We start from the raw sequence: 20145 nt of genomic DNA on the forward strand, positions 1-20145 counted from the left end.
TTTTTTGCTAAAATAGGGAGTATTAATTGTGTGCGGTTTGTTGCGGTGTAAAATCACTGCCAGTCGCCGAGGGGGAGTCTGTCTGATGCAGCGCAAGTCCAATGCTTATCAACTCAGTGTACTGGCCGTTTTGACTGCCATTGTACTGTTACAAAATTTAGTGCCATTTTTAGGATATATTCCGTTACCTGGTTTGAGTATTACCACGATTCATGTGACTGTGATTATTGCGGCCGTTATTTTAGGTCCCCGCGATGGGGCGATCATTGGTGGGGTTTGGGGATTGGTTGACTGGATTCGCGCGTTTGTGGCGCCAACGAGTCCGTTAGCGCCGATTGTCTTTACCAATCCATTAGTTTCCGTTTTACCACGAGTGCTAGTGGGATTAGTTGCTGGCTTGATCTTTTTGCATTGGGCTAAACGTCCACATCCAACAGTCGGGATGGTACTAGCTGGGGTTGTGGGTTCTTTGGTGAACACGATCTTAGTATTGGGATTAATCGGGGTGTTATATAGTCATGCCGCGGCTGGCTTCTATCAGATTAATTTGGCTAAATTAATGCCATATTTATTAACAATTGTTGGGACTAATGGGATTCCTGAGGCGATTTTAGCCGGCATCTTAACACCAATCATTGCGACACCGTTGTTACGGTTTAAACGTCGTCATCCTTAATGATCGATTGTGCTTGCTGGCCGTTCGCCCACATTGAGCCGGAACGCTGTGGGTGGACCGGTTCAGCCAAAAAGCGGTCTGAACCGTCGTTTTGAATCACCAAAACCGTGTTTCAAAAGCGCCAGTCTCTAAGCGATAAATCGCTAAGAGACTCCCACGGCTTGGCTCAATGTGGGCTCACTCTCGGCTATATTAGTGATCTGGCGTAGGTGATTAATTTAGCATGAACTCAAGCCAGTACTGGTACGGTTTCTGTCGCTATAACTATTTTTCAATCTTTAATAACGAGTAAATAAACATAAAATCGCGCCGCCATCCATGCTAGATGACGACGCGATTTTTACTTGGTTTCAGTGACTTTTTTTTGACTGATAATCACTTTATTATGATATTTATCGACAATTTCTGGATCAGTACTGGTGAACTCAATTAAATACGAGTTCGTGTAGGCCTTCGCAATGGTGCCGGTAAATGTTTGTTCTTCAAGTTTAAATGTGACGGTACTTCCAATGTCCATTTGGCGGCCTCTTCTCTAAGTAATGTTGCTAATATAGCACGGATTGGCAGAATGTCAACTAACAAACGGCAGTTGCCGGTTAATTGTGGGTCTAACGGTTAGCTGCTTTGACTATTTTGAGAATAAAAGTTGAGATTGATTGAATTTTCACTTATCACTTGATATGATAAACATGAAACTAAATGGTTCCGCTTACTTAAACGAACCAAAGCACTTATTTTGATAAGGGGGGGTTACTATGAATTTCGGCTTGAGTATTTTATCTTTAGCCCGTTTTCAATTTGCAATGACGACGGTCTTTCATTTCTTCTTTGTGCCATTATCAATTGGACTGGCTTTGATTGTTGCAATTATGGAAACCATTTATGTGGTTAAAAAGGATCAATTATATAAGCACATGGCCCAATTCTGGGGTCGGATTTTCTTACTTAGTTTTGCAGTTGGGGTTGTGACTGGGATTATTCAAGAATTCCAATTCGGGATGAACTGGTCGGACTATTCACGATTTATGGGTGACATTTTCGGGGCACCATTAGCGATTGAAGCGTTGGTGGCTTTCTTTATGGAGTCCACGTTTATTGGCTTGTGGATGTTTGGCTGGGATCGGTTCAGTGCCGGTATCCACTGTGTGTTTATTTGGTTAACCTCGATTGGGACCATGATTTCAGCAATGTGGATCTTGGCGGCCAACAGTTTCATGCAAAATCCAGTTGGGTTCATGATCAATGCGAAAACTGGTCGCGCCCAAATGACTAGTTTTGGCGCTGTTGTTAAGAACCCACAGCTATGGTATGAATTACCGCACGTGTTGTTTGGGGCCTTTGTTACTGGGGCTTTTGTCGTTGCTGGGATGTCAGCCTTTGCGTTGTTGAAAAAACGGAATATTGATTTCTTCCGTAAGTCGGTCAAAGTTAGCTTGATTGTAGGCTTAGTGGCAACCATTGGCGTTGTTGGCATGGGTGACTTACAAACGCGCTACATTATTAAAGAACAACCGATGAAGTTTGCGGCAACTGAAGGATTGTATGAGGATTCTGGTTCGCCAGCCGCTTGGTCAATCATTGAAAGTCAGAATACCAAGAAGCACAAGTCTAACTGGTCGATTGATGTCCCATACGTACTGGATATTTTAAGTTATCACAAATTATCCGGGAATGTAAAAGGCCAAAACACCTTAAATAAAGAATTGCATGCCAAGTATGACAAGAAGTTTGGTAAGGATATGAATTATTATGTGCCAGCTAAAACGCTATTCTGGAGCTTCCGGGTCATGGCAATTTCAGGTGGGCTGTTTGCTTTAATTGCGATTATCGGGCTGTTCTTTAATCGAGCAGGTACCGATTTGATTATGCGGCAACGGTGGTTCTTATGGGTCCTCGCGATCTGTACCTTCTTACCGTTTGCGGCTAATACCGCCGGCTGGTTTATTACTGAATTAGGGCGCTATCCTTGGGTTGTCTACGGCTTATTGACTATCGCGGATGCGGTTTCGCCAAATGTCAGTGTGGCGTCATTATTAACGTCTAATATTGTTTACTTCTGCTTATTCAGTGGCTTAGGTATCGTGATGATTGTCTTGTCACGGCGGGCATTACGTCAAGGACCAGATGACTTATTAAAAGCTGCCGATGATGCACCATATGACCCATATGGTAAGGGGGCCTTCAGTCATGAGTAACTTACAATTTTTGTGGTTTATCTTAGTTGGCGTTTTGTTTAGCGGTTTCTTCTTCTTGGAAGGGTTTGACTTTGGGGTCGGCATGGCGATTAAAAGCCTTGCTCAAACGTCGCATGAACGTGACGTGGTCATTGATACCATTGGCCCACACTGGGATGCTAATGAAGTTTGGCTAATCACAGCTGGTGGGGCCATGTTTGCCTCATTTCCGATGTGGTATGCGTCACTATTCTCAGGATTCTACCTCATCTTATTGTTGATTTTAGTCGCCTTGATTATGCGCGGGGTTTCCTTCGAATTTCGGAGCCGGATGTTAACTGAATCTGGCCGGAATTTCTGGGAATGGGCCGCAACATTAGGCAGTTTCTTCGCGGCTTTTCTCTTTGGTATGATGTTTACGGCCCTTGTTAAAGGGATGCCCATCAATGCCCATGGCGACATGTCAGCGCACTTTACAGACTATGTGAACTTATTTTCATTAGTTGGTGGGGTCGCAGTGACGTTACTTTGTTACTTACATGGCTTGAACTTTATTCGTCTAAAGACGACTGGTCCATTGCGTGAACGGGCTTTGAAATGGGCACGACCACTTTATTGGTTGTTGTTTGCCGGTGAAGTATTGTTTGCTGTTTTACTCTACTTCAACACCGATTTCTTTACCAAAAAGCCAGTCTCATCATTAATTCTGGTGGCTGTTTTAGTTATCTTGACGATTCTAGCAACCTGGGGTGTTTACAGCAATCACGAATGGTTGTCGTTTATTAGTAGCGGCTTGTCATTAATTGATGTCGTGGTCTTACTCTTTAACGGGTTGTTCCCACGGGTCATGGTGGCCAATAATGCCGCTAACAGCATTTTAATCAAAGATGCTTCTAATTCACCATATACGCTGCATTTGATGACCGTCATTTCACTAACGGTCTTACCAATTATGTTGGTTTACTTTATTTGGAGTTATTGGGTCTTTTACAAACGACTTGCAAGTTAAAGCAAATCGCGGTAACTGGTGGTACACTTTAGTTAGATAGCACGAGCAGGGTCGTGACTTAGCCGAGTGCAAGTCACGACTTTTTGAGTTAAAAGGGGGGCACAGTATGTTTGATCCAGCACTATTTAAATTGCCCGGAATGCGCCGCCTAGCCGTGATTTTAGCGATTTTGGCGGTCATTGAAGGAATTTGTATCATTATTCAGGCCCAATTTATGTCGGTGGCGATTGTCGGGCTATGGCATTTGCACGCATTAGGGACCGTTTTACAACCAATGCTGATCTTTGCGTTAGCCTGGACATTTCGGCAGTTGATTGTCGTTTTGAAAAATCGGTTAATGTACCCGGTGGTGGAAACGACCACGGGAGACTTGCGGCGTCAAGTTTTGCATAAATTATATGATTTAGGGCCTAGCTACGTTGCGCAAACTGGGACTGGTAATGTCGTAACTACCGCCTTGGAAGGTTTGGATAAAGTGCAAACCTACTTGATGCTAGTGGTCATTAAGGTCATTGATATGATGGTAATTCCGTGGGTCGTTTTAATTTATATCGCTTGGCTTCGTTGGCGTGAAGCGTTATTCTTATTAGCTATTTTTCCATTAATTATTTTATTTATGATTATTTTAGGTTACGCGGCTCAAGCCAAAGCAGATCGGCAATATGAAGGGTATCAACGCTTGTCGAATCACTTTGTAGATACGTTGCGGGGATTGCCAACCTTGAAACAGTTAGGGCTCAGTCATCGTTATGCGGATAATGTCTATCAGGTCAGTGAAGGTTATCGGCAACAAACACTGGCAGTAATTAAGATTGCCATGCTGTCGACGTTTGCGTTGGATTTCTTTACGACCCTCTCGATTGCGGTCGTAGCGGTATTTTTAGGCTTTGGCTTGATCAATGGCACGATTACGTTATTGCCAGCCTTGGTGATTTTGGTGTTGTCACCGGATTACTTCTTGCCATTGCGGACCTTTGCCAATGATTATCATGCGACTTTAAATGGGAAGAATGCTTTTGCGGCGGTCCAGAAAATGTTGGCGTTGCCCGTAACGACGGATCGTGATCAATTGGGGACGCACCCCTTACATTGGCAAGCTGACAGTACGTTAAGTTTGCAGCAAGTCGCTTTTAGTTATCCTGATGCGGCCCAACCAGCGTTACCTGAGATTGAGTTAACGGCGCATGGTTATCAACGAATTGGGATTATCGGGGCATCTGGTTCAGGAAAGTCGACATTGATTAACCTATTAGGCGGCTTTTTAACGCCAACGCCAAACCAAGGGACAATTACTGTTAATGGCCAGCAAGTGACACACCTGAATCAAACAGCTTGGCAGCAAAGTTTCTTCTATATTCCACAGAGTCCTTATTTATTCCATGCAACGTTAGCGGAAAATATTGCCTTTTATCAGCCGAATGCTAGTCTGAGTGCGATTGGGCAAGCGGCGGCAAAAGCTGGCTTAAGTGACTGGATTAAAACGTTGCCAGATGGATTATCAACATCGATTGGTGAAGGTGCGCGTGGCGTCAGTGGTGGGCAAGCCCAACGAATCGCACTTGCCCGGGCCTTACTGGATGACTCGCGGCGGATCTTATTGTTTGATGAACCCACGGCCCATTTGGATATTGAAACGGAAGCCGACTTGAAACAAACGATGTTGCCGGTTTTTGAAGATCATTTGGTTTTCTTTGCCACTCACCGTTTACATTGGTTGAATCAGATGGATTATGTCTTAGTGATGGATCATGGTCAGATTGTGGCACAAGGCACGCCGACTGAATTGGCCGCCCAACCGGGACCTTATCAACAATTGCGGACAGAAATGGGTGGTGAGTAAAGCATGCGGAATTTTTTTGCGACATTTAAACATGATACTTGGGTGATGCCGTATTTGCGAAAATATCGTAAGTTGTTAGCCTTGACGCTATTTTTAGGCTTAATGACTTTTTTCTGTGGATCGGCGCTGATGTTTAATTCAGGTTATTTAATTAGTAAGGCCGCTCGTCATCCATACAATATTTTGATGATTTATGTGCCAATTGTGTTAACCCGCGCATTTGGGATTGGCCGGCCAGCATTTCGCTATGCTGAACGGATTACCAGTCATAACTGGGTGTTACGGATTGTGTCAGATTTTCGCCGCAAACTCTATCAGGCGGTAGAAAAACAAGCCGTGGCGATTCGACAAAATTTTCAAACAGGTGATGTGCTGAGTTTGTTAGCCGATGATATCGATCATATTGAAAATTTATATTTACGAACAGTTTTTCCAACAGTGATTGCATTAGGGATGTATGTCTTAATTGTGATCGCACTTGGCTATTTTAGTTGGTGGTTTGGCTTATTGATGCTGTTACTCCTGGGACTCATTGTGATTGTCATGCCAATGGTTTCCGTGTTGGTCAATGGTGCTCGGGCAACCCAGAGTCGTGAGATCCAGCAGACTTTTTATACCCAATTAACCGATGCCGTGATGGGATTAGGTGACTGGTTGATTTCAGGTCGTCGACAAGCTTTTGATGATCAACAGGATGCGCCGATTCAACAAATTGCGACAATTCGGCGGGCCGATCATCGCTTCCAATGGTGGCGTGATTTTACGATTCAAGTTTTGTTTGGTGTGATTTGTTTGGCGTTAATGGTCTGGAGTAGTTTTTATTGGACCAGTGATAAAGCTAGTGCTAACTGGATAGCGGCGTTTGTATTATCGGTTTTTCCGTTAGTTGATGCGTTTCAATCAGTTAGTCAGGGTGTTAGTGAATGGCCAAGCTACCAGCGCTCTATTGAGCGGGTGAATGCGTTAGACACGACGCCAGTGGACGATCATGATCAAACTGAATTGACGGAACCGTTCCAAGTGTTACGCGTTGGTGCAATTGATTTTAGTTATCCAGCAGGGCAACGACAAATTTTTAATCAATTGAATTTGACACTAAAAGCTGGTGAAAAGGTCGCCTTGCTAGGACCATCAGGAACCGGGAAGAGTACGTTGCTTAAGTTGATTTTGGGCGATCTCAAGCCAGATGCCGGAACCGTACAGCTAAATGATGTCCCGATTGAGCGGTTGCAGCAGGAACGCGCACAACTTTTTGGTGTGCTTGATCAACAACCCTATTTATTCAATACAACGATTATGAATAATGTCCGGATGGGGAACTTGCAAGCTAGTGACGACCAGGTCAAGGCGGCGTTAAAAGCGGTCGAATTACAGGAACTGATTGAAGCTTTACCGGATGGTTATGACACCATGGTGACTGAAGGCGGCGCACGTTTTTCAGGTGGTGAACGTCAACGTTTAGCCTTAGCGCGGATCTTGTTACAAGATGCCCCAATCATTATTTTGGACGAGCCAACGGTTAGTTTGGACCCGATTACGGAGTCGCACTTGTTAGCGACGATTTTCCGAGTGTTACAAGATAAGACCATTCTGTGGGTCACACATCATTTAGCCGGAATCAATTATGTCGATCAGGTCCGGTTCTTGGAAGCCGGTCAATTTGACATGGCAGGGACGCCACAGGAACTATATGCGACGGAGCCGCGGTTTAAACGGTTATATGATTTGGATCAGGGTCGTGAATAAAAGGATGCGTGAGCGTTTATCAGTATAGGATAAGATGGTCACCTACGCCAACCAGCGATTCTGCCGGCTGTGGGGGACCGGTTTCAGCCATAGTGCGGGCTTCAACCTCGCTTTTAAGCCGAGCCAAAACCGCTAGTCTCAAAAGTCGTCCACATCGTAAAGTCCGGCAAAATCATTCGGACTAACGCTGTTTTCACAGCCGGCGCCATCGCTGGTTGACTCCGGTTATTTCGCGGCGTTCCGACTCAATGTGGGCGAACGGCAGGCGGCAAAGGTAGCGACTTTTGATCGATGAACAGTTGCCACATCAATGATTATTACTAAAAAGTAACTTTCAACTCTAGATATAAAAAAAGATGCCATTCAAGCGATGTAATTTAAAGCTTGAATGGCGTTTTTGCGTTAATGATTTCGAATTAAGAGTTGAGTAACCAACCGGCGTAATGTTTGTTGCGTGGCACCAGCTGGGAGTTGATTGATTAATCCAAGGGCCTGTTGTGTGTAGTCAGTGGCTAATTGTTGCGCTTTGGTCACACCGCCTAACGCGACAACTTGGTCACGAATGGCTAACAACTCGGCCTCAGTTATCGTCTGTCCAGGCATTGGTAATTGTCGCGCTAAGGTCGGGTCAACTTGTAAGGCATAAATGAGTGGCAGTGAGTAGACACCGTCACGAAGGTCTGTTAAGACCGGTTTGTGAGTGCGATGTTCATCGCCAGTGTAGTCTAAAATATCATCAAGCATTTGATAGGCAATTCCTAATTTCAATCCGATCTGTTGACCAAGATCGATCACTGCTTGTGGGGCGTGGGCAAGCTGGGCCCCTTGTTGGCAACTCAAACTGAACAATCGTGCTGTTTTACCAGCGGCGACTTTTAAGTAGTCGTCAAGTGTGGTTTGAGGCCGGAAGTTATGTGCCATTTGATCGAGTTCACCTTGTAAGATCGCGCGCATCGCCGCGACGTTACGGGTAATGTCGGTCGTTGTTCGTGCCGAAGCGACAACTAGATCGAAATAACAAGTAAATAATAAATCACCCGCATAAATCGCATTACGTTGGCCGTAATCTTGATGAATCGTCGTGACATTGCGGCGGGTAGGACTTTCGTCGATGACATCGTCATGAATTAACGTTGCCACATGCAATAATTCCATCGCCGCAGCCCCAGCTTGAAGTCGATCCAAATCTTGGTCATCACCAAAGCGACTGAAAAGATAGAAGAAACCGGGTCGCAAAAATTTACCCCCGGCAGTTAGTAATTGTCGGACACGCGCATTAATCGCCACATTATCGATTTGAACGTGCGCTAATAAATAGGGTTTTAAGGCCCCTAATTGGGTTTCAATTTGTGAATCTGGTTCCCAGATATTTTGAATCATGTCCCGTCACCCCATCGTTGCTAAATCACTACCCCGAATACTTGCAGTGAATCGCTTTCTAAAATACAATCTATTTTAAAGGTACAAATAATGATCAAGGTTGTCAATCAAAAAGGGGGACGTTCGCTCATGAAACCAAAAGTTTTTCTAGAATTTGTTGAGATCAAGTCGCTAATTGCCAGCGTCTTGCCATTTGTATTAGGTAGTTTGTACGCGATCTATAATTACCATCAAGTTCATTTAGGATATTTAGGGCTATTTTTCATTGCATCATCATTATTTCATATGGCGACCAATGCTAATGATAATTATCAGGATTTCCTACATGCACCGCGAGATGACAATAATCAGGAATTTTTAGAAGAGACCAATGTTGTTGGGGTCAATCAGATTTCAATCGGTCAAGCGCGCACGATTACGTTTGGCTTGGCCGGTATTTCGTTAATTCTAGGACTTTGGTTGGTCACCCGCACCGGTTTACCATTGTTATGGATGGGACTTTATTCTTATGCGGTCGGGTATTTTTATGCTGGTGGACCCAAACCAATTTCAACCGGGCCATTTGGGGAATTCTTTTCAGGCTTTACGATGGGGTTCATGATTTTTTGGATTTCAGTTTATCTCAATACGTACGATGTTGCCCCAATAACATGGATTGCTACCGGGCAAGTTTTAGTCGCATCTGGACTAGCCATTTTTGCGATTGCCAACATTATGTTAGCCAATAATATTTGCGATATGGATGAAGATATCGCACTCGGTCGCCACACGATTTTATATTATCTTGGTAAGCCAGTGATGCTACAAGTATTTGCTTGGAGCTATGTGGCTGGGTACTTGTGTTTGATTGCTGCCGTTGCTTTAAGGGTGTTGCCACCTTTAAGTTTATTGACATTGATTAGCGCGATTCCCGTGTACCGCAATACGAAACAATTTCTACGTAAACAGGTCAAACGCGAAACGTTTATCTTGTCGATTAAAAATGCGACAATCATTTGCTTGTCGTTTGCGGTCTTTATGGGACTGGGCTTGTTGATCGGATAACTTAAATCACTGAAAAAAATCAATTAATCATCCACTTATCGTTCGCTCGGAACGCTGGATCGGCCTAGCCAAAGCGTATTCCACGGCTATATTAGTGATCATCGATCAATGACCACAAGATAACCGGAGTCAGCCAGTGATGGCGCGAGCCGTGGAAACATCGTTAGTCCGGATGGTTTTGCCGGACCTTACGATGTGGACGACTTTTAAGACTAGCGGTTTTGGCTAGGCTTAAAAGCGAGGTTTCAGCCCGGTCTTTGGCTGGAACCGGTCCCCACAGCTGGCAGAATCACTGGCTGACGGAGGTGGCTTAAACAAATAAAGCGTCTGGATCAACGCATCCAGACGCTCAGAAAAATGATTATTCAAATGGATAACGGAAGTCCCATTGTTGCCGTGCCGCCGTCATGATATCCATGACATCAGTGGTTTTAACGAGACTGGTGTTAGGTTCGTGGTTGGCGATCATTTGTTGCATGGCCGCGATTTCATAGTTCATTGCGTTGGTGGTGTCACCAGCTTTGATGAGCTCAGTTGACCCATCACTAGCGGTAAATAAGGCTTGGTCGGCCCGTGGGTAAGTGTCAACGGTGAAGTACCCACCTTCGTAAGCCACTAGGCCTTGTTTGGGCATCTTAGCACGGAACGTTAAAGAAACGTTAGCGAGCTCATCGTTAGCATTACGGAGACTCAACGTTTCAGCTTCATCCACGCCACTGCTAAAGCGATGCATCGTTGTGCCAGTTAAGTAAGGTTTGGCCGTTAAAAATTCGCGGACAAATGCCAGGGCATAAACCCCAATATCTAATAACGCCCCGCCGGCTAGATCCGGATTAAAGAAACGGTTGGTTGGATCGGGTTCTTTAAAACTACCGAAGCTAGCTTGAACCATTTTAAGATCGCCCAAATGACGTTCTACAGCGAATTCGTGCAGTTTTTGATATAGTGGCATATGATATAACGTCATCGCTTCAGCGAGCACTAAGCCCTTGGTATGTGCTAATGCTTTAGCTTCAGCCAGTTGGTCACTGGTCATGGTAATGGCTTTTTCACAAAAAACGTGTTTGCCAGCAGCTAAGGCTGGTAGAATAGTTTCAATATGATAATTATGTGGGGTGGCCACGTAGACAATATCGACCTGGTCGTCAGCTAGTAAATCTGATAGCTGACTGTAGGCTTTGGCGATGTGATGTTCACTGGCAAACTGGTCAGCTTTGGCTTGTGAGCGTGAGCAGACTGCGTAGATTTCACCGTCTGGTTGATTAAAATAGGTCACAAAACTGTGTGCAATGTTGCCGAGGCCGACAATGGCCCAACGATAAGTTTTTGACATTTTAGTGCCTCCTGATTGGTTGACTTAGCCTTATTTTAACAGAAAATGTCGTGGTTGGCGGATGTCAACGGTCGGAAAGGAAGCTTACGATGGCAGCAAAGAAACGACGGCGTAAACGTCGACGGACAACTAAAACAAAGTCACACGGTGTTTTTGTGCGACAAGGTCGCGTCCAATGGCTAAACGTTGCAATCATTGTCGCCATCGGCATCGGGCTAGGCTGGATCATTAAAACGCATTGGCTCACTGATCCGGTACAGCAACAAGCTGCGCCTACTATGACAACCCACGCCGGATTTATCAAAAAGTTGGCGCCTGAAGCGCAAGCGATGCAGACTAAATACAACGTGTTGGCAAGTATCACTTTGAGTCAGGCTATTTTGGAATCCGATTGGGGCCAAAGTACCAATGCCACTGAAAATAATAATTTGTTTGGGGTTAAAGCTACTGCCAGTGAACCGGGCAAGTCAATGACCACACAAGAATATTATGATGGAGCTTATCACACGGTTAAACGCCGCTTTCGTGTTTATACGAGTTGGCATGCGTCGATGGTCGCCCACGCCAAACGACTCGCGTATGGCCCTGCTTGGAGTCCCAATCACTATCGCGCTGTGATTAAAGCGGATAATTATCAGCAAGCGGCACGTGCCTTAGCTAAAGCCGGTTATGCGACTGATCCAGATTATGCACAAAAATTGATTCAAGTTATTCAAAAATACGACTTAGAACGGTATGATAAGAAGTAGCACATTTTAAACGATTGCCACAATTTTAGGAGGGCCTTATGCGAGCACTTGAACAACGTATTTTAAAAGACGGTCGGGTTTTACCGGGCGAAGTATTGAAAGTTGATAACTTTTTAAATCATCAGATTGATCCAGATTTGATGTTTGCGATGGGCTCAGAATTTGCCCAGTTATTCCGTGAAGCTGGGATAACTAAAATTTTAACGGTAGAATCATCAGGAATTGCGCCAGCCGTGATGACCGGGTTGCAACTACATGTGCCCGTGGTCTTTGCGCGTAAGCACAAATCAGTGACATTAATTGATGATTTATATACGGCGGAAGTTTACTCATATACGAAAAAAACATCAAATCATATTTCGATTGCCAAGAAATTCTTGCAAGCGGATGATCGCGTGTTAATTATTGATGACTTCTTGGCTAACGGTCAGGCGGTACAAGGCTTATTTGATATTTGTGATGACGCTAAAGTGACGGTTGCCGGTGTGGGGATTGTGATTGAAAAAGTCTTCCAAACGGGACATAAAGTCGTGACTGATCGTGGGGTTCAATTGGAATCCTTAGCCAAAATCACGTCATTTGAAGGCGACCAAGTGCATTTTTTGACAACCGACGACTAGTGATTTAGCAGAAAGCAGGTGGCGCGATGTCAATTAATTTGGGGATGTTAGGGTTAATCTTTGGGATTAACTTGGTGTACATCACTTTAAATACGTTACGTTTCTTATTAGTGATGCGTGGCTATCGCTATTTTGCAGCTTTTACCAGTGTGTTTGAAATTACCGTGTATGTTTTAGGTCTATCTTTGGTGTTAAATCGGTTGAATAATCCATTAAATCTGGTGTTTTATGCCTTAGGTTATGGTGTCGGCGTGTATGTCGGGATGTTGATCGAAGATAAGATGGCTTTAGGTTATACGATGATTTCGGTCATTTTACCAGACCCACAATCAACCCTACCAGGTATTTTGCGTACCAATGGTTTTGGTGTCACGCAACATGTGGCTTATGGGTTGGAAGGCGAGCGACTTGAATTGGATATTTTAACGCCTAGAAAGCACGAACGCCAATTATACGATTTAATCAAGAAAACAGCCCCTAATGCCTTTGTCATTGCGTATGAGCCGCGGTATATTTCCGGTGGCTTCTGGCTTAAACGGGTTAAAAAACGAAATGCACGGCGCCATCGGTCCAACTAAAGTTTTGTAATAAACCGTTAAAAAGTGACGACAAGGCTTGCAAGCTGACGTTAGTCAACGTATGATAATTAGCGGAGAATTAATCGAATACTCATTTAATATTTATTTTAAGAAAGTAGGGACGGATGTGGACAACTCAGTTTTAAATCCAGGCGATACGCTGGGTATTATCGGGAATAGTACTAATGGCGTTGGCTTGGTAATTGCCGCCCGCAATGCTGGTATCAAGGTTGGGGTTTATGGCGATAACGAGAATACTGAGACCATGGAATTGGCAGATTTTCGCGTGGTCGGCGCCCTCAAAGATCAACAACAACTACAAAATTTTGCCGAACGATGTGACGTGGTGACCTATGAATCAGAAACGATTGATGCGGCGGTCATGAGCTTTTTAGCGGCACATACGCGGGTTCCACAAGGGACCGACGCCTTGGAAATCATGCAAGACCGTTCCCTTGAACGTGCCTTTTTTAGTCAGTTAAACTTGAACGTGGCACCTTCGGCAACCATTGTGAGCCTGGACGATGTTTATCAATCAATTGGCTCAATTGGTTATCCGAGTGTGTTAAAACCCATCCAAAAAGGATTAGGCCAAAACCGGCAGTTGGTGATTAAAACCCAAACCGATATTGTTAAGGCCGCCGATTTATTGGATTGGGGAACGTACATGTTAGAATCTTTGATTCCGTTTCAACAGGAATTGTCAGTTATCGTGGCGAAAACGCCAACAACGACGGAATTTTTCCCAATCGTCGAAAATCGGTATCGGAATCATGAGTTGATGATGACCATGGTGCCGGCCCAAATTGATCCAGCCGTTAATGATGAAATCTTGCGGATCACGCAAGAAATTTGCGACAATTTAACGTACACCGGTGTTTTTGAAGTGGCGTTCTTCTTAACGAAGAGTGGCAACTTGTATGTTAAACGGATCGTGCCAGCGATGCATGCATCTGGTTACGTGTTTGATCGGGCGACTAATATTAGTATGGCCGAGCAACACTTACGGGCAATTGCGGGCTTACCACTGACACCAGTTAAGCAGGTCTTGCCAGTGGTTGCGGTTTACTTTACGACCGCGCAAACCAATTTGATGCGGACACAATGGCAAATTAAGCCTAATTGGTTCTTCAACTTCTATCATCGGACACAATTACAAGCTGAAAAAGCGGTCATGGCTGGGCACGTTTTGTTGGAAGCTACTAGTGTCAAAGACGCTTTAGAGCAAATTGATGATACAAATATCTGGCATCAAGCTTCAGCCGAGACGTCGACTGAGACCGCGCCAGAAACAACGGATTAAAAGTTAACGTAAATTTAGAAGAGTTTGGGTCAGCCGACCTAAGCTCTTTTGTTGTTTTGAAAGCCCATGGTTTTGATCAGAACAAACATTCGAAAATGCGGTTGAAAGACCAGCAAACCGGGCTAAAATTTGCTATAATATTTGTTGACTGATTTTATGAAAGGGTGGCGAACATTGTGTCGAAAGAAAGCCTGCTAGCAGGAATGAATGACAAGCAACAAGAAGCTGTTTTAGACACGGAAGGACCGCTACTAATTATGGCCGGTGCCGGCTCTGGGAAAACCCGAGTATTGACGCATCGTGTCGTATATTTAATTGAAGAACAAGGGGTCAACCCTTGGAACGTTCTAGCGATTACATTTACGAATAAGGCCGCACGTGAAATGCGTGAACGGGTCGGTAAGTTATTGGGCGAAGATGCCCGCGACGTTTGGGTCTCGACGTTCCATGCGTTGTGTGTGCGAATTTTACGGCGTGATATTGAACAGATTGGCTACAATCGTGCCTTTACGATTGCCGGTTCTAGTGAACAACGAACCTTAGTGAAACGGATTTTGACGGATCAAAATATTGATTCAAAGAAATACGATCCACGGTCATTACTATCCGCAATTTCAAATGCCAAAAATGATTTGCAGACGCCAGCGATGTATCGTGAAAGTGCAGCTAGTCCGTTTGAAAGTATTGTCGCCGATGTTTACGATCAATATCAACGGGAACTAGCCGCTGATCAGGCCGTCGATTTCGATGATCTGATCATGTTGACCATTCAATTATTTAAACAAAATCCAGAAACGTTAGCTTGGTATCAAAATAAATTCCATTATATTCACGTGGATGAATATCAGGATACGAACAACGCACAATATACGTTAGTTAATATGTTGGCTGAAAAGTATCGTAACCTCTGTGTTGTTGGGGATGCCGACCAGTCAATCTATGGCTGGCGGGGTGCCAATATGGAAAATATCTTGAACTTTGAACAAGATTATCCAGATGCTGATAGCGTCATGTTGGAACAAAATTATCGGTCAACCAAAACCATTTTGGAAGCCGCTAATCAAGTGATTAATCACAATACAACGCGGCGGCCAAAGAAGTTATGGACCGAAAATGATGACGGTAATCAAATTGCCTATTATCGGGGTCAGAGCGAAACCGATGAAACCCATTATGTGATTGCCCAGATTCAAGAACAAATGCGTGATCACAATTATAATTATGGTGACTTTGCTGTGCTTTATCGGACCAACGCCCAATCTCGGGCAATGGAAGAATCGCTGGTTAAAGCCAACATTCCTTATACCATGGTCGGTGGCAACAAGTTCTACGATCGTAAAGAAATTCGCGATGTCTTGGCTTATTTGACCTTAGCGGTTAATGATCAAGATTCGTTGAACTTCGAACGGGTGGTTAATGAACCGAAACGTGGGATTGGTCAAACGAGTGTTGCTAAGTTACGAGCCTTTGCCGATGAGGCCGGCTATTCGATGCTAGAAGCAGCCAGTAATATCGATATGGCCAACGGTATTCCAACCCGGGCTAAAGGGGCGTTAGCGCAGTTTGCAGCGACCATGAATGAACTGCGCGCGATGCGTGAATTCTTATCGGTTACCGATTTGACGCAAGAAATCTTAGATCGTACCGGTTACATGAAAGCGTTGAAGGCTGAAAAAGCGGCTAAACCATTAGAAACGCAGACGCGGATTGAAAATATCGAAGAATTCTTGTCCGTGACGAAGCAATTTGATGACAAGTACCAACCAGAAACCGAAGATAGTGATAAGTTCGTCGACTTCTTGGCTGACTTAGCGTTAGTTTCAGATATCGATAACGTCGAAGAAGAACCTCAAGCCGTGACGTTAATGACGTTACATGCGGCTAAAGGGTTGGAATTTCCGGTCGTCTTCTTGATTGGCTTGGAAGAAGGCATCTTCCCATTATCACGTGCGATGATGGATGAAGACGAATTAGAAGAAGAACGTCGGTTGGCCTATGTTGGGATTACCCGGGCTGAAAAGCAATTATATTTAACAAATGCCTATTCACGGATGTTATATGGTCGTCGTCAAAGTAACCAAGAATCCCGGTTTGTGGCCGAAATTGATCAGAGCCTATTACGCAATGACAATACATTGGATGGGGTTCAAAGTAGCAAGTTAGATGTGCCATTTAAGACTCAAAAAGCATTGACGCCAAGATACAAGAAGAATCCAGTTGGGACTCGAGCCACGGTTAAAAAGGCCAGTGGAACGGGCGCTGACAAGAATAGTTGGCGGATTGGCGATAAAGTCACCCACCGCAAGTGGGGAACCGGAACGGTGGTTAAAGTCACCGGTGCTGGTGAAGATGCTGAGTTAGATATTGCCTTTAAGTCGGAAGGTATTAAACGCTTATTAGCGGCGTTTGCACCGATTCAAAAGGTTCAAAACTAGACGTTTAGAGGAGGCCCAAGTATGGCAACCAAACCGATTAGTGAGCTGAATTTAGCAGCTGCCAATGAAGAGGCGGCCGCATTGCGACCACAACTGAATCAGTGGCGACAAGATTATTATGATGAAGATGCGCCGAAAGTGGATGACGATGTCTATGATCGCAACTATGCGCGGTTAGTGGCGTTGGAACAAGCTTTTCCTGCAATTGTGACCCCAGACTCACCGACCCAGTTAGTGGGTGGAACGGTGAAAGCTGGATTTACCAAAGTTCAACATCCGATTCCAATGTTGTCATTGGGCGATGTTTTCTCGCAGGCCGAATTACAAGAATTTGATGATCGGTTACGACAAAATGTCGACGAACCGTTCGATTATAATTGTGAGTTAAAAATCGATGGACTAGCCTTGTCACTACGCTATGAAAATGGGCAATTAGTGCAAGGGTCGACTCGTGGTAATGGGTCAGTTGGAGAAGATATTACGAAAAATATCTTGACGATCGACTCAATTCCACACCAGCTTACGCGACCATTAACCATTGACGTGCGTGGCGAGTGTTATATGCCAAAAGCCGCCTTTGCCGCGTTAAATGAACGCCGTGAAGCGGCCGGTGAATCAGTCTTTGCGAATCCACGGAACGCGGCGGCCGGATCGTTACGTCAATTAGATCCAAAGGTGACGGCGGAACGGCAACTCAGTACATTCATGTATAATGTGGCTGATTATGAGCCGTTGAAAGCACGGACTCAAAGTGATTTGTTAACGGAATTTGATGAGTTAGGCTTATCGATCAATCCTGATTTCAAAGTGGCGCATTCAATGGATGATGTTTTTAGTTATATTGATCATTATCAAAATGAACGCCCCGACTTAGCTTATGGGATTGATGGGATTGTAATTAAAGCCAATCCATTGCCATTACAGCGTGAACTTGGCGCAACGGTGAAAGTCCCACGTTGGGCGATTGCCTTTAAGTTTCCACCTGATGAACAGCCAACTGTTTTACGTGAGGTTGAATGGACCGTTGGCCGGACTGGGGTGGTGACTCCCACGGCGGTGATGGACCCGGTTCAATTAGCTGGGACCACGGTTGCTCGGGCATCGCTTCATAATCCAGACTACGTGGCGGCCAAAGACGTCCGTTTGGGTGATACCGTCTTATTGCATAAAGCTGGCGATATTATTCCAGAAATCTCGGCAGTTGATTTAACTAAGCGTCCAGCAACAGCCGAAGTTTTACCGATTCCAACGGTTTGTCCATCATGTGGGGCTCCGTTAGTGCATTTGGAAGATGAAGTCGCGCTACGGTGTATTAATCCGACCTGTCCCGCGCAAGTTCAAGAAGGTTTAGTCCATTTTGCCTCACGGAATGCGATGAACATTGATGGCTTAGGACCAAAACTGATTGCACAACTGTATACCAATCAGTTGGTTAGCGATGTGGCGGATCTGTATCGGCTGAAACGTGAGCCATTACTGGCGTTAGATAAAATAAAAGATAAATCTGCTGAAAATCTCTTGACAGCCATTGACCGTAGTCGCAATAATTCACTTGAACGGTTATTATTCGGTCTTGGGATTCGTCACGTTGGCGCGAAAGTTGCGCGTTTAATTGCGCAACATTTTGGTACCATCGATGCCTTGATGGCGGCGGATCAGGAAGAAATTGCGGCAATCGATTCAATGGGTGATATTATTGCGAATGCGGTGGTACAGTATTTTGAAAGTACCGCGGTACAAGAATTAATCACCAAATTGAAGGCGGTTGGTGTGAATACGACCTACCAAGGTCCGAGTGAAACGGCTACGTTAGACAGTGACAGTTGGTTTGCTGGCAAGCGGGTTGTATTAACTGGTAAGTTACAAAGCTTTACTCGGTCAGACGCCACGACTTGGTTACAAGATCATGGTGCGACCGTGACTGGCAGTGTCTCGAAGAAAACCGATTTGGTGATTGCCGGGGCCGATGCCGGGAGTAAGCTACAAAAAGCGCAACAGCTGGACATTACCGTTTGGGATGAAGCACGGTTCAGCACGACAATGAGGGAGGATGCACAAGCGTGAATTTAAAACGCATACGCACGATGGGCTTAGTGGCAGTTGCCGCTGTAGCATTAGCCGCCTGCGGTAATCTAAAAAATTCGTCATTTGGTTCAAGTAGTACGAGCCAAACGACGACCACGGGGTCAAAAACGACCACCACAACTGGTTCAACCGATTCAGAATTTTATCAAGGGGTCATTAAAAAGGGCCGTTACCGGACGAGCAAGTCTCGCGGGGTTAACGTGTCACAAAATGACAACGTGATGAATTTGAAGAGTTTTGAAACAGGCTTGCTAGACGTGTCGAAAAAAGTCTTTTCAACGAGTAAGTACGTTTACCAAGAAGGTCAATACATTAATACCAGCACCGTTGAAAAATGGTTAGGTCGTAAGTCAAAGAGTAATCCGGATGGGTTAAACCCTAAGAGCAACGGGAAGACCGGTGCTAATACGCGTAATCCGATCTACTTGCAACAACTTGAAGAACAAGATTACATGATTCAAAGTGGTAGTAAGTTAAGTTTAGGCGGGGTTACGATTGGTCTCGGGATGAACTCAGTCGATTATTACACGAAGGTTGAATATGGTGCGACCTACGAAACCGACATTTCCACGACTGAATTGACGGCACAAGGTAAGAAGATGGCCAACACGGTCTTACAACGCTTGCGGAAAAAGTCAGCATTGAAGAGCGTGCCGATTGTATTAGCCCTTTACAAGCAATCGTCAAATGATAGTCTAGTAGGTGGCGATATGATTGCCTACGTGGTTTCAAAGAACGGCTCAACAACGGTTAATAATTGGACGGCGTTGAATTGGAAGAACTATGTGTTCCCAGCCACGTCTGAATCTAAGAACTCTGGGGCTAACAGTAATGATGAATCAGACTTTTCATCATTCAAGTCGCATGTGCAAAACTTCTTCCCTAACTTGTCTGGGGTAACGGCCAATGCGCACTATCAAGACAAGTCTTTGAAGAAATTGAGTGTCAACATTACCACGAAGTTCTATAGTGAAACTGAAATTATTAGCTTTACGCAATACTTGGCAACCGCAGCAAAACGTTATTTACCATCTGGGATTCCGGTGGAAATCACGGTCAAGAGTGCCAATGGCGATATTCAAAGTTTCTTAGCCCGGACTGCTAAAGGGAGTTCATACTATACTCATGTCTTTAGTGACCAAGGCGATAATTAAGTTAATGTAGCAGAATTGC

General features: G+C 44.7%; 16 protein-coding genes. 13 read left to right on the forward strand and 3 right to left on the reverse strand.

Annotated elements, in window-relative coordinates; genetic code table 11:
• Nucleotides 1-85 precede the first annotated feature (85 nt).
• Complete coding sequence (locus FFM84_RS10295) at nucleotides 86-676, forward strand: ECF transporter S component (protein WP_130845168.1); 591 nt, start codon at nucleotides 86-88, stop codon at nucleotides 674-676.
• A 340-nt stretch (nucleotides 677-1016) separates the two neighbouring features.
• On the opposite strand, the gene FFM84_RS10300 is transcribed toward FFM84_RS10295, so the two are convergent.
• Nucleotides 1017-1193, reverse strand: coding sequence for a DUF2187 family protein (locus tag FFM84_RS10300; protein WP_130845169.1), 177 nt, complete (start codon nucleotides 1191-1193; stop codon nucleotides 1017-1019).
• A 238-nt stretch (nucleotides 1194-1431) separates the two neighbouring features.
• On the opposite strand from FFM84_RS10300, the gene FFM84_RS10305 reads away from it, so the two are divergent.
• The 4 genes from FFM84_RS10305 (at nucleotide 1432) to cydC (ending at nucleotide 7445) form a co-directional block, all read left to right on the forward strand.
• On the forward strand, nucleotides 1432-2871 hold the full coding sequence (locus FFM84_RS10305) for a cytochrome ubiquinol oxidase subunit I (RefSeq protein WP_130845170.1): 1440 nt from the start codon (nucleotides 1432-1434) through the stop codon (nucleotides 2869-2871).
• Complete coding sequence (gene cydB / locus FFM84_RS10310; protein ID WP_130845171.1) at nucleotides 2864-3859, forward strand: cytochrome d ubiquinol oxidase subunit II; 996 nt, start codon at nucleotides 2864-2866, stop codon at nucleotides 3857-3859. The genes FFM84_RS10305 and cydB overlap by 8 nt, the downstream gene beginning before the upstream one ends.
• A 106-nt stretch (nucleotides 3860-3965) precedes the next feature.
• Complete coding sequence (gene cydD, locus FFM84_RS10315) at nucleotides 3966-5699, forward strand: thiol reductant ABC exporter subunit CydD (protein WP_130845172.1); 1734 nt, start codon at nucleotides 3966-3968, stop codon at nucleotides 5697-5699.
• Nucleotides 5700-5702: 3 nt separating this feature from the next.
• Nucleotides 5703-7445 carry a thiol reductant ABC exporter subunit CydC gene (gene cydC, locus FFM84_RS10320; RefSeq protein ID WP_130845173.1) on the forward strand — a complete coding sequence of 581 codons (1743 nt, stop codon included), beginning with the start codon at nucleotides 5703-5705 and terminating at the stop codon, nucleotides 7443-7445.
• 402 nt (nucleotides 7446-7847) lie between these two features.
• Here cydC and FFM84_RS10325 read toward each other — a convergent pair whose 3' ends face one another.
• On the reverse strand, nucleotides 7848-8825 hold the full coding sequence (locus FFM84_RS10325) for a polyprenyl synthetase family protein (protein WP_130845174.1): 978 nt from the start codon (nucleotides 8823-8825) through the stop codon (nucleotides 7848-7850).
• Nucleotides 8826-8954: 129 nt separating this feature from the next.
• On the opposite strand from FFM84_RS10325, the gene FFM84_RS10330 reads away from it, so the two are divergent.
• Complete coding sequence (locus FFM84_RS10330) at nucleotides 8955-9869, forward strand: 1,4-dihydroxy-2-naphthoate polyprenyltransferase (protein WP_130845175.1); 915 nt, start codon at nucleotides 8955-8957, stop codon at nucleotides 9867-9869.
• A 361-nt stretch (nucleotides 9870-10230) separates the two neighbouring features.
• Here FFM84_RS10330 and FFM84_RS10335 read toward each other — a convergent pair whose 3' ends face one another.
• Nucleotides 10231-11202: a Gfo/Idh/MocA family protein gene (locus FFM84_RS10335; RefSeq protein ID WP_130845176.1), complete on the reverse strand. Its 972-nt coding sequence runs from the start codon at nucleotides 11200-11202 to the stop codon at nucleotides 10231-10233.
• An 89-nt stretch (nucleotides 11203-11291) separates the two neighbouring features.
• On the opposite strand from FFM84_RS10335, the gene FFM84_RS10340 reads away from it, so the two are divergent.
• The 7 genes from FFM84_RS10340 (at nucleotide 11292) to FFM84_RS10370 (ending at nucleotide 20126) form a co-directional block, all read left to right on the forward strand.
• Entirely contained in the window at nucleotides 11292-11951 is a 660-nt protein-coding gene (locus tag FFM84_RS10340; RefSeq protein ID WP_130845177.1) for a glycoside hydrolase family 73 protein, read from the forward strand.
• A gap of 38 nt (nucleotides 11952-11989) precedes the next feature.
• Complete coding sequence (locus FFM84_RS10345) at nucleotides 11990-12571, forward strand: xanthine phosphoribosyltransferase (protein WP_130845178.1); 582 nt, start codon at nucleotides 11990-11992, stop codon at nucleotides 12569-12571.
• 26 nt (nucleotides 12572-12597) lie between these two features.
• Nucleotides 12598-13149, forward strand: coding sequence for a DUF2179 domain-containing protein (locus FFM84_RS10350; protein ID WP_130845179.1), 552 nt, complete (start codon nucleotides 12598-12600; stop codon nucleotides 13147-13149).
• Nucleotides 13150-13276: 127 nt separating this feature from the next.
• Entirely contained in the window at nucleotides 13277-14452 is a 1176-nt protein-coding gene (locus FFM84_RS10355; RefSeq protein WP_130845327.1) for a 5-(carboxyamino)imidazole ribonucleotide synthase, read from the forward strand.
• 176 nt (nucleotides 14453-14628) lie between these two features.
• Complete coding sequence (gene pcrA / locus FFM84_RS10360; protein WP_130845180.1) at nucleotides 14629-16887, forward strand: DNA helicase PcrA; 2259 nt, start codon at nucleotides 14629-14631, stop codon at nucleotides 16885-16887.
• 21 nt (nucleotides 16888-16908) lie between these two features.
• Complete coding sequence (gene ligA / locus FFM84_RS10365; protein WP_130845181.1) at nucleotides 16909-18951, forward strand: NAD-dependent DNA ligase LigA; 2043 nt, start codon at nucleotides 16909-16911, stop codon at nucleotides 18949-18951.
• A complete protein-coding gene (locus FFM84_RS10370) occupies nucleotides 18948-20126 on the forward strand; it encodes a CamS family sex pheromone protein (RefSeq protein ID WP_130845182.1) in 1179 nt (392 codons plus the stop codon). The genes ligA and FFM84_RS10370 overlap by 4 nt, the downstream gene beginning before the upstream one ends.
• The last annotated feature ends 19 nt before the right edge of the window (nucleotides 20127-20145 follow it).

The sequence above is a fragment of the Lactiplantibacillus mudanjiangensis genome (genome assembly GCF_005405385.1).
In the GTDB taxonomy this organism is placed as follows: Bacteria; Bacillota; Bacilli; order Lactobacillales; family Lactobacillaceae; genus Lactiplantibacillus; species Lactiplantibacillus mudanjiangensis.

What these genes read in the sequence shown, in the direction of transcription:
- FFM84_RS10295 (WP_130845168.1), top strand. Translation starts at nt 86, where the DNA reads ATGCAGCGCAAGTCCAATGCTTATCAACTCAGTGTACTGGCCGTTTTG.
- FFM84_RS10300 (WP_130845169.1), bottom strand. Translation starts at nt 1,193, where the DNA reads ATGGACATTGGAAGTACCGTCACATTTAAACTTGAAGAACAAACATTT.
- FFM84_RS10305 (WP_130845170.1), top strand. Translation starts at nt 1,432, where the DNA reads ATGAATTTCGGCTTGAGTATTTTATCTTTAGCCCGTTTTCAATTTGCA.
- cydB (WP_130845171.1), top strand. Translation starts at nt 2,864, where the DNA reads ATGAGTAACTTACAATTTTTGTGGTTTATCTTAGTTGGCGTTTTGTTT.
- cydD (WP_130845172.1), top strand. Translation starts at nt 3,966, where the DNA reads ATGTTTGATCCAGCACTATTTAAATTGCCCGGAATGCGCCGCCTAGCC.
- cydC (WP_130845173.1), top strand. Translation starts at nt 5,703, where the DNA reads ATGCGGAATTTTTTTGCGACATTTAAACATGATACTTGGGTGATGCCG.
- FFM84_RS10325 (WP_130845174.1), bottom strand. Translation starts at nt 8,825, where the DNA reads ATGATTCAAAATATCTGGGAACCAGATTCACAAATTGAAACCCAATTA.
- FFM84_RS10330 (WP_130845175.1), top strand. Translation starts at nt 8,955, where the DNA reads ATGAAACCAAAAGTTTTTCTAGAATTTGTTGAGATCAAGTCGCTAATT.
- FFM84_RS10335 (WP_130845176.1), bottom strand. Translation starts at nt 11,202, where the DNA reads ATGTCAAAAACTTATCGTTGGGCCATTGTCGGCCTCGGCAACATTGCA.
- FFM84_RS10340 (WP_130845177.1), top strand. Translation starts at nt 11,292, where the DNA reads ATGGCAGCAAAGAAACGACGGCGTAAACGTCGACGGACAACTAAAACA.
- FFM84_RS10345 (WP_130845178.1), top strand. Translation starts at nt 11,990, where the DNA reads ATGCGAGCACTTGAACAACGTATTTTAAAAGACGGTCGGGTTTTACCG.
- FFM84_RS10350 (WP_130845179.1), top strand. Translation starts at nt 12,598, where the DNA reads ATGTCAATTAATTTGGGGATGTTAGGGTTAATCTTTGGGATTAACTTG.
- ligA (WP_130845181.1), top strand. Translation starts at nt 16,909, where the DNA reads ATGGCAACCAAACCGATTAGTGAGCTGAATTTAGCAGCTGCCAATGAA.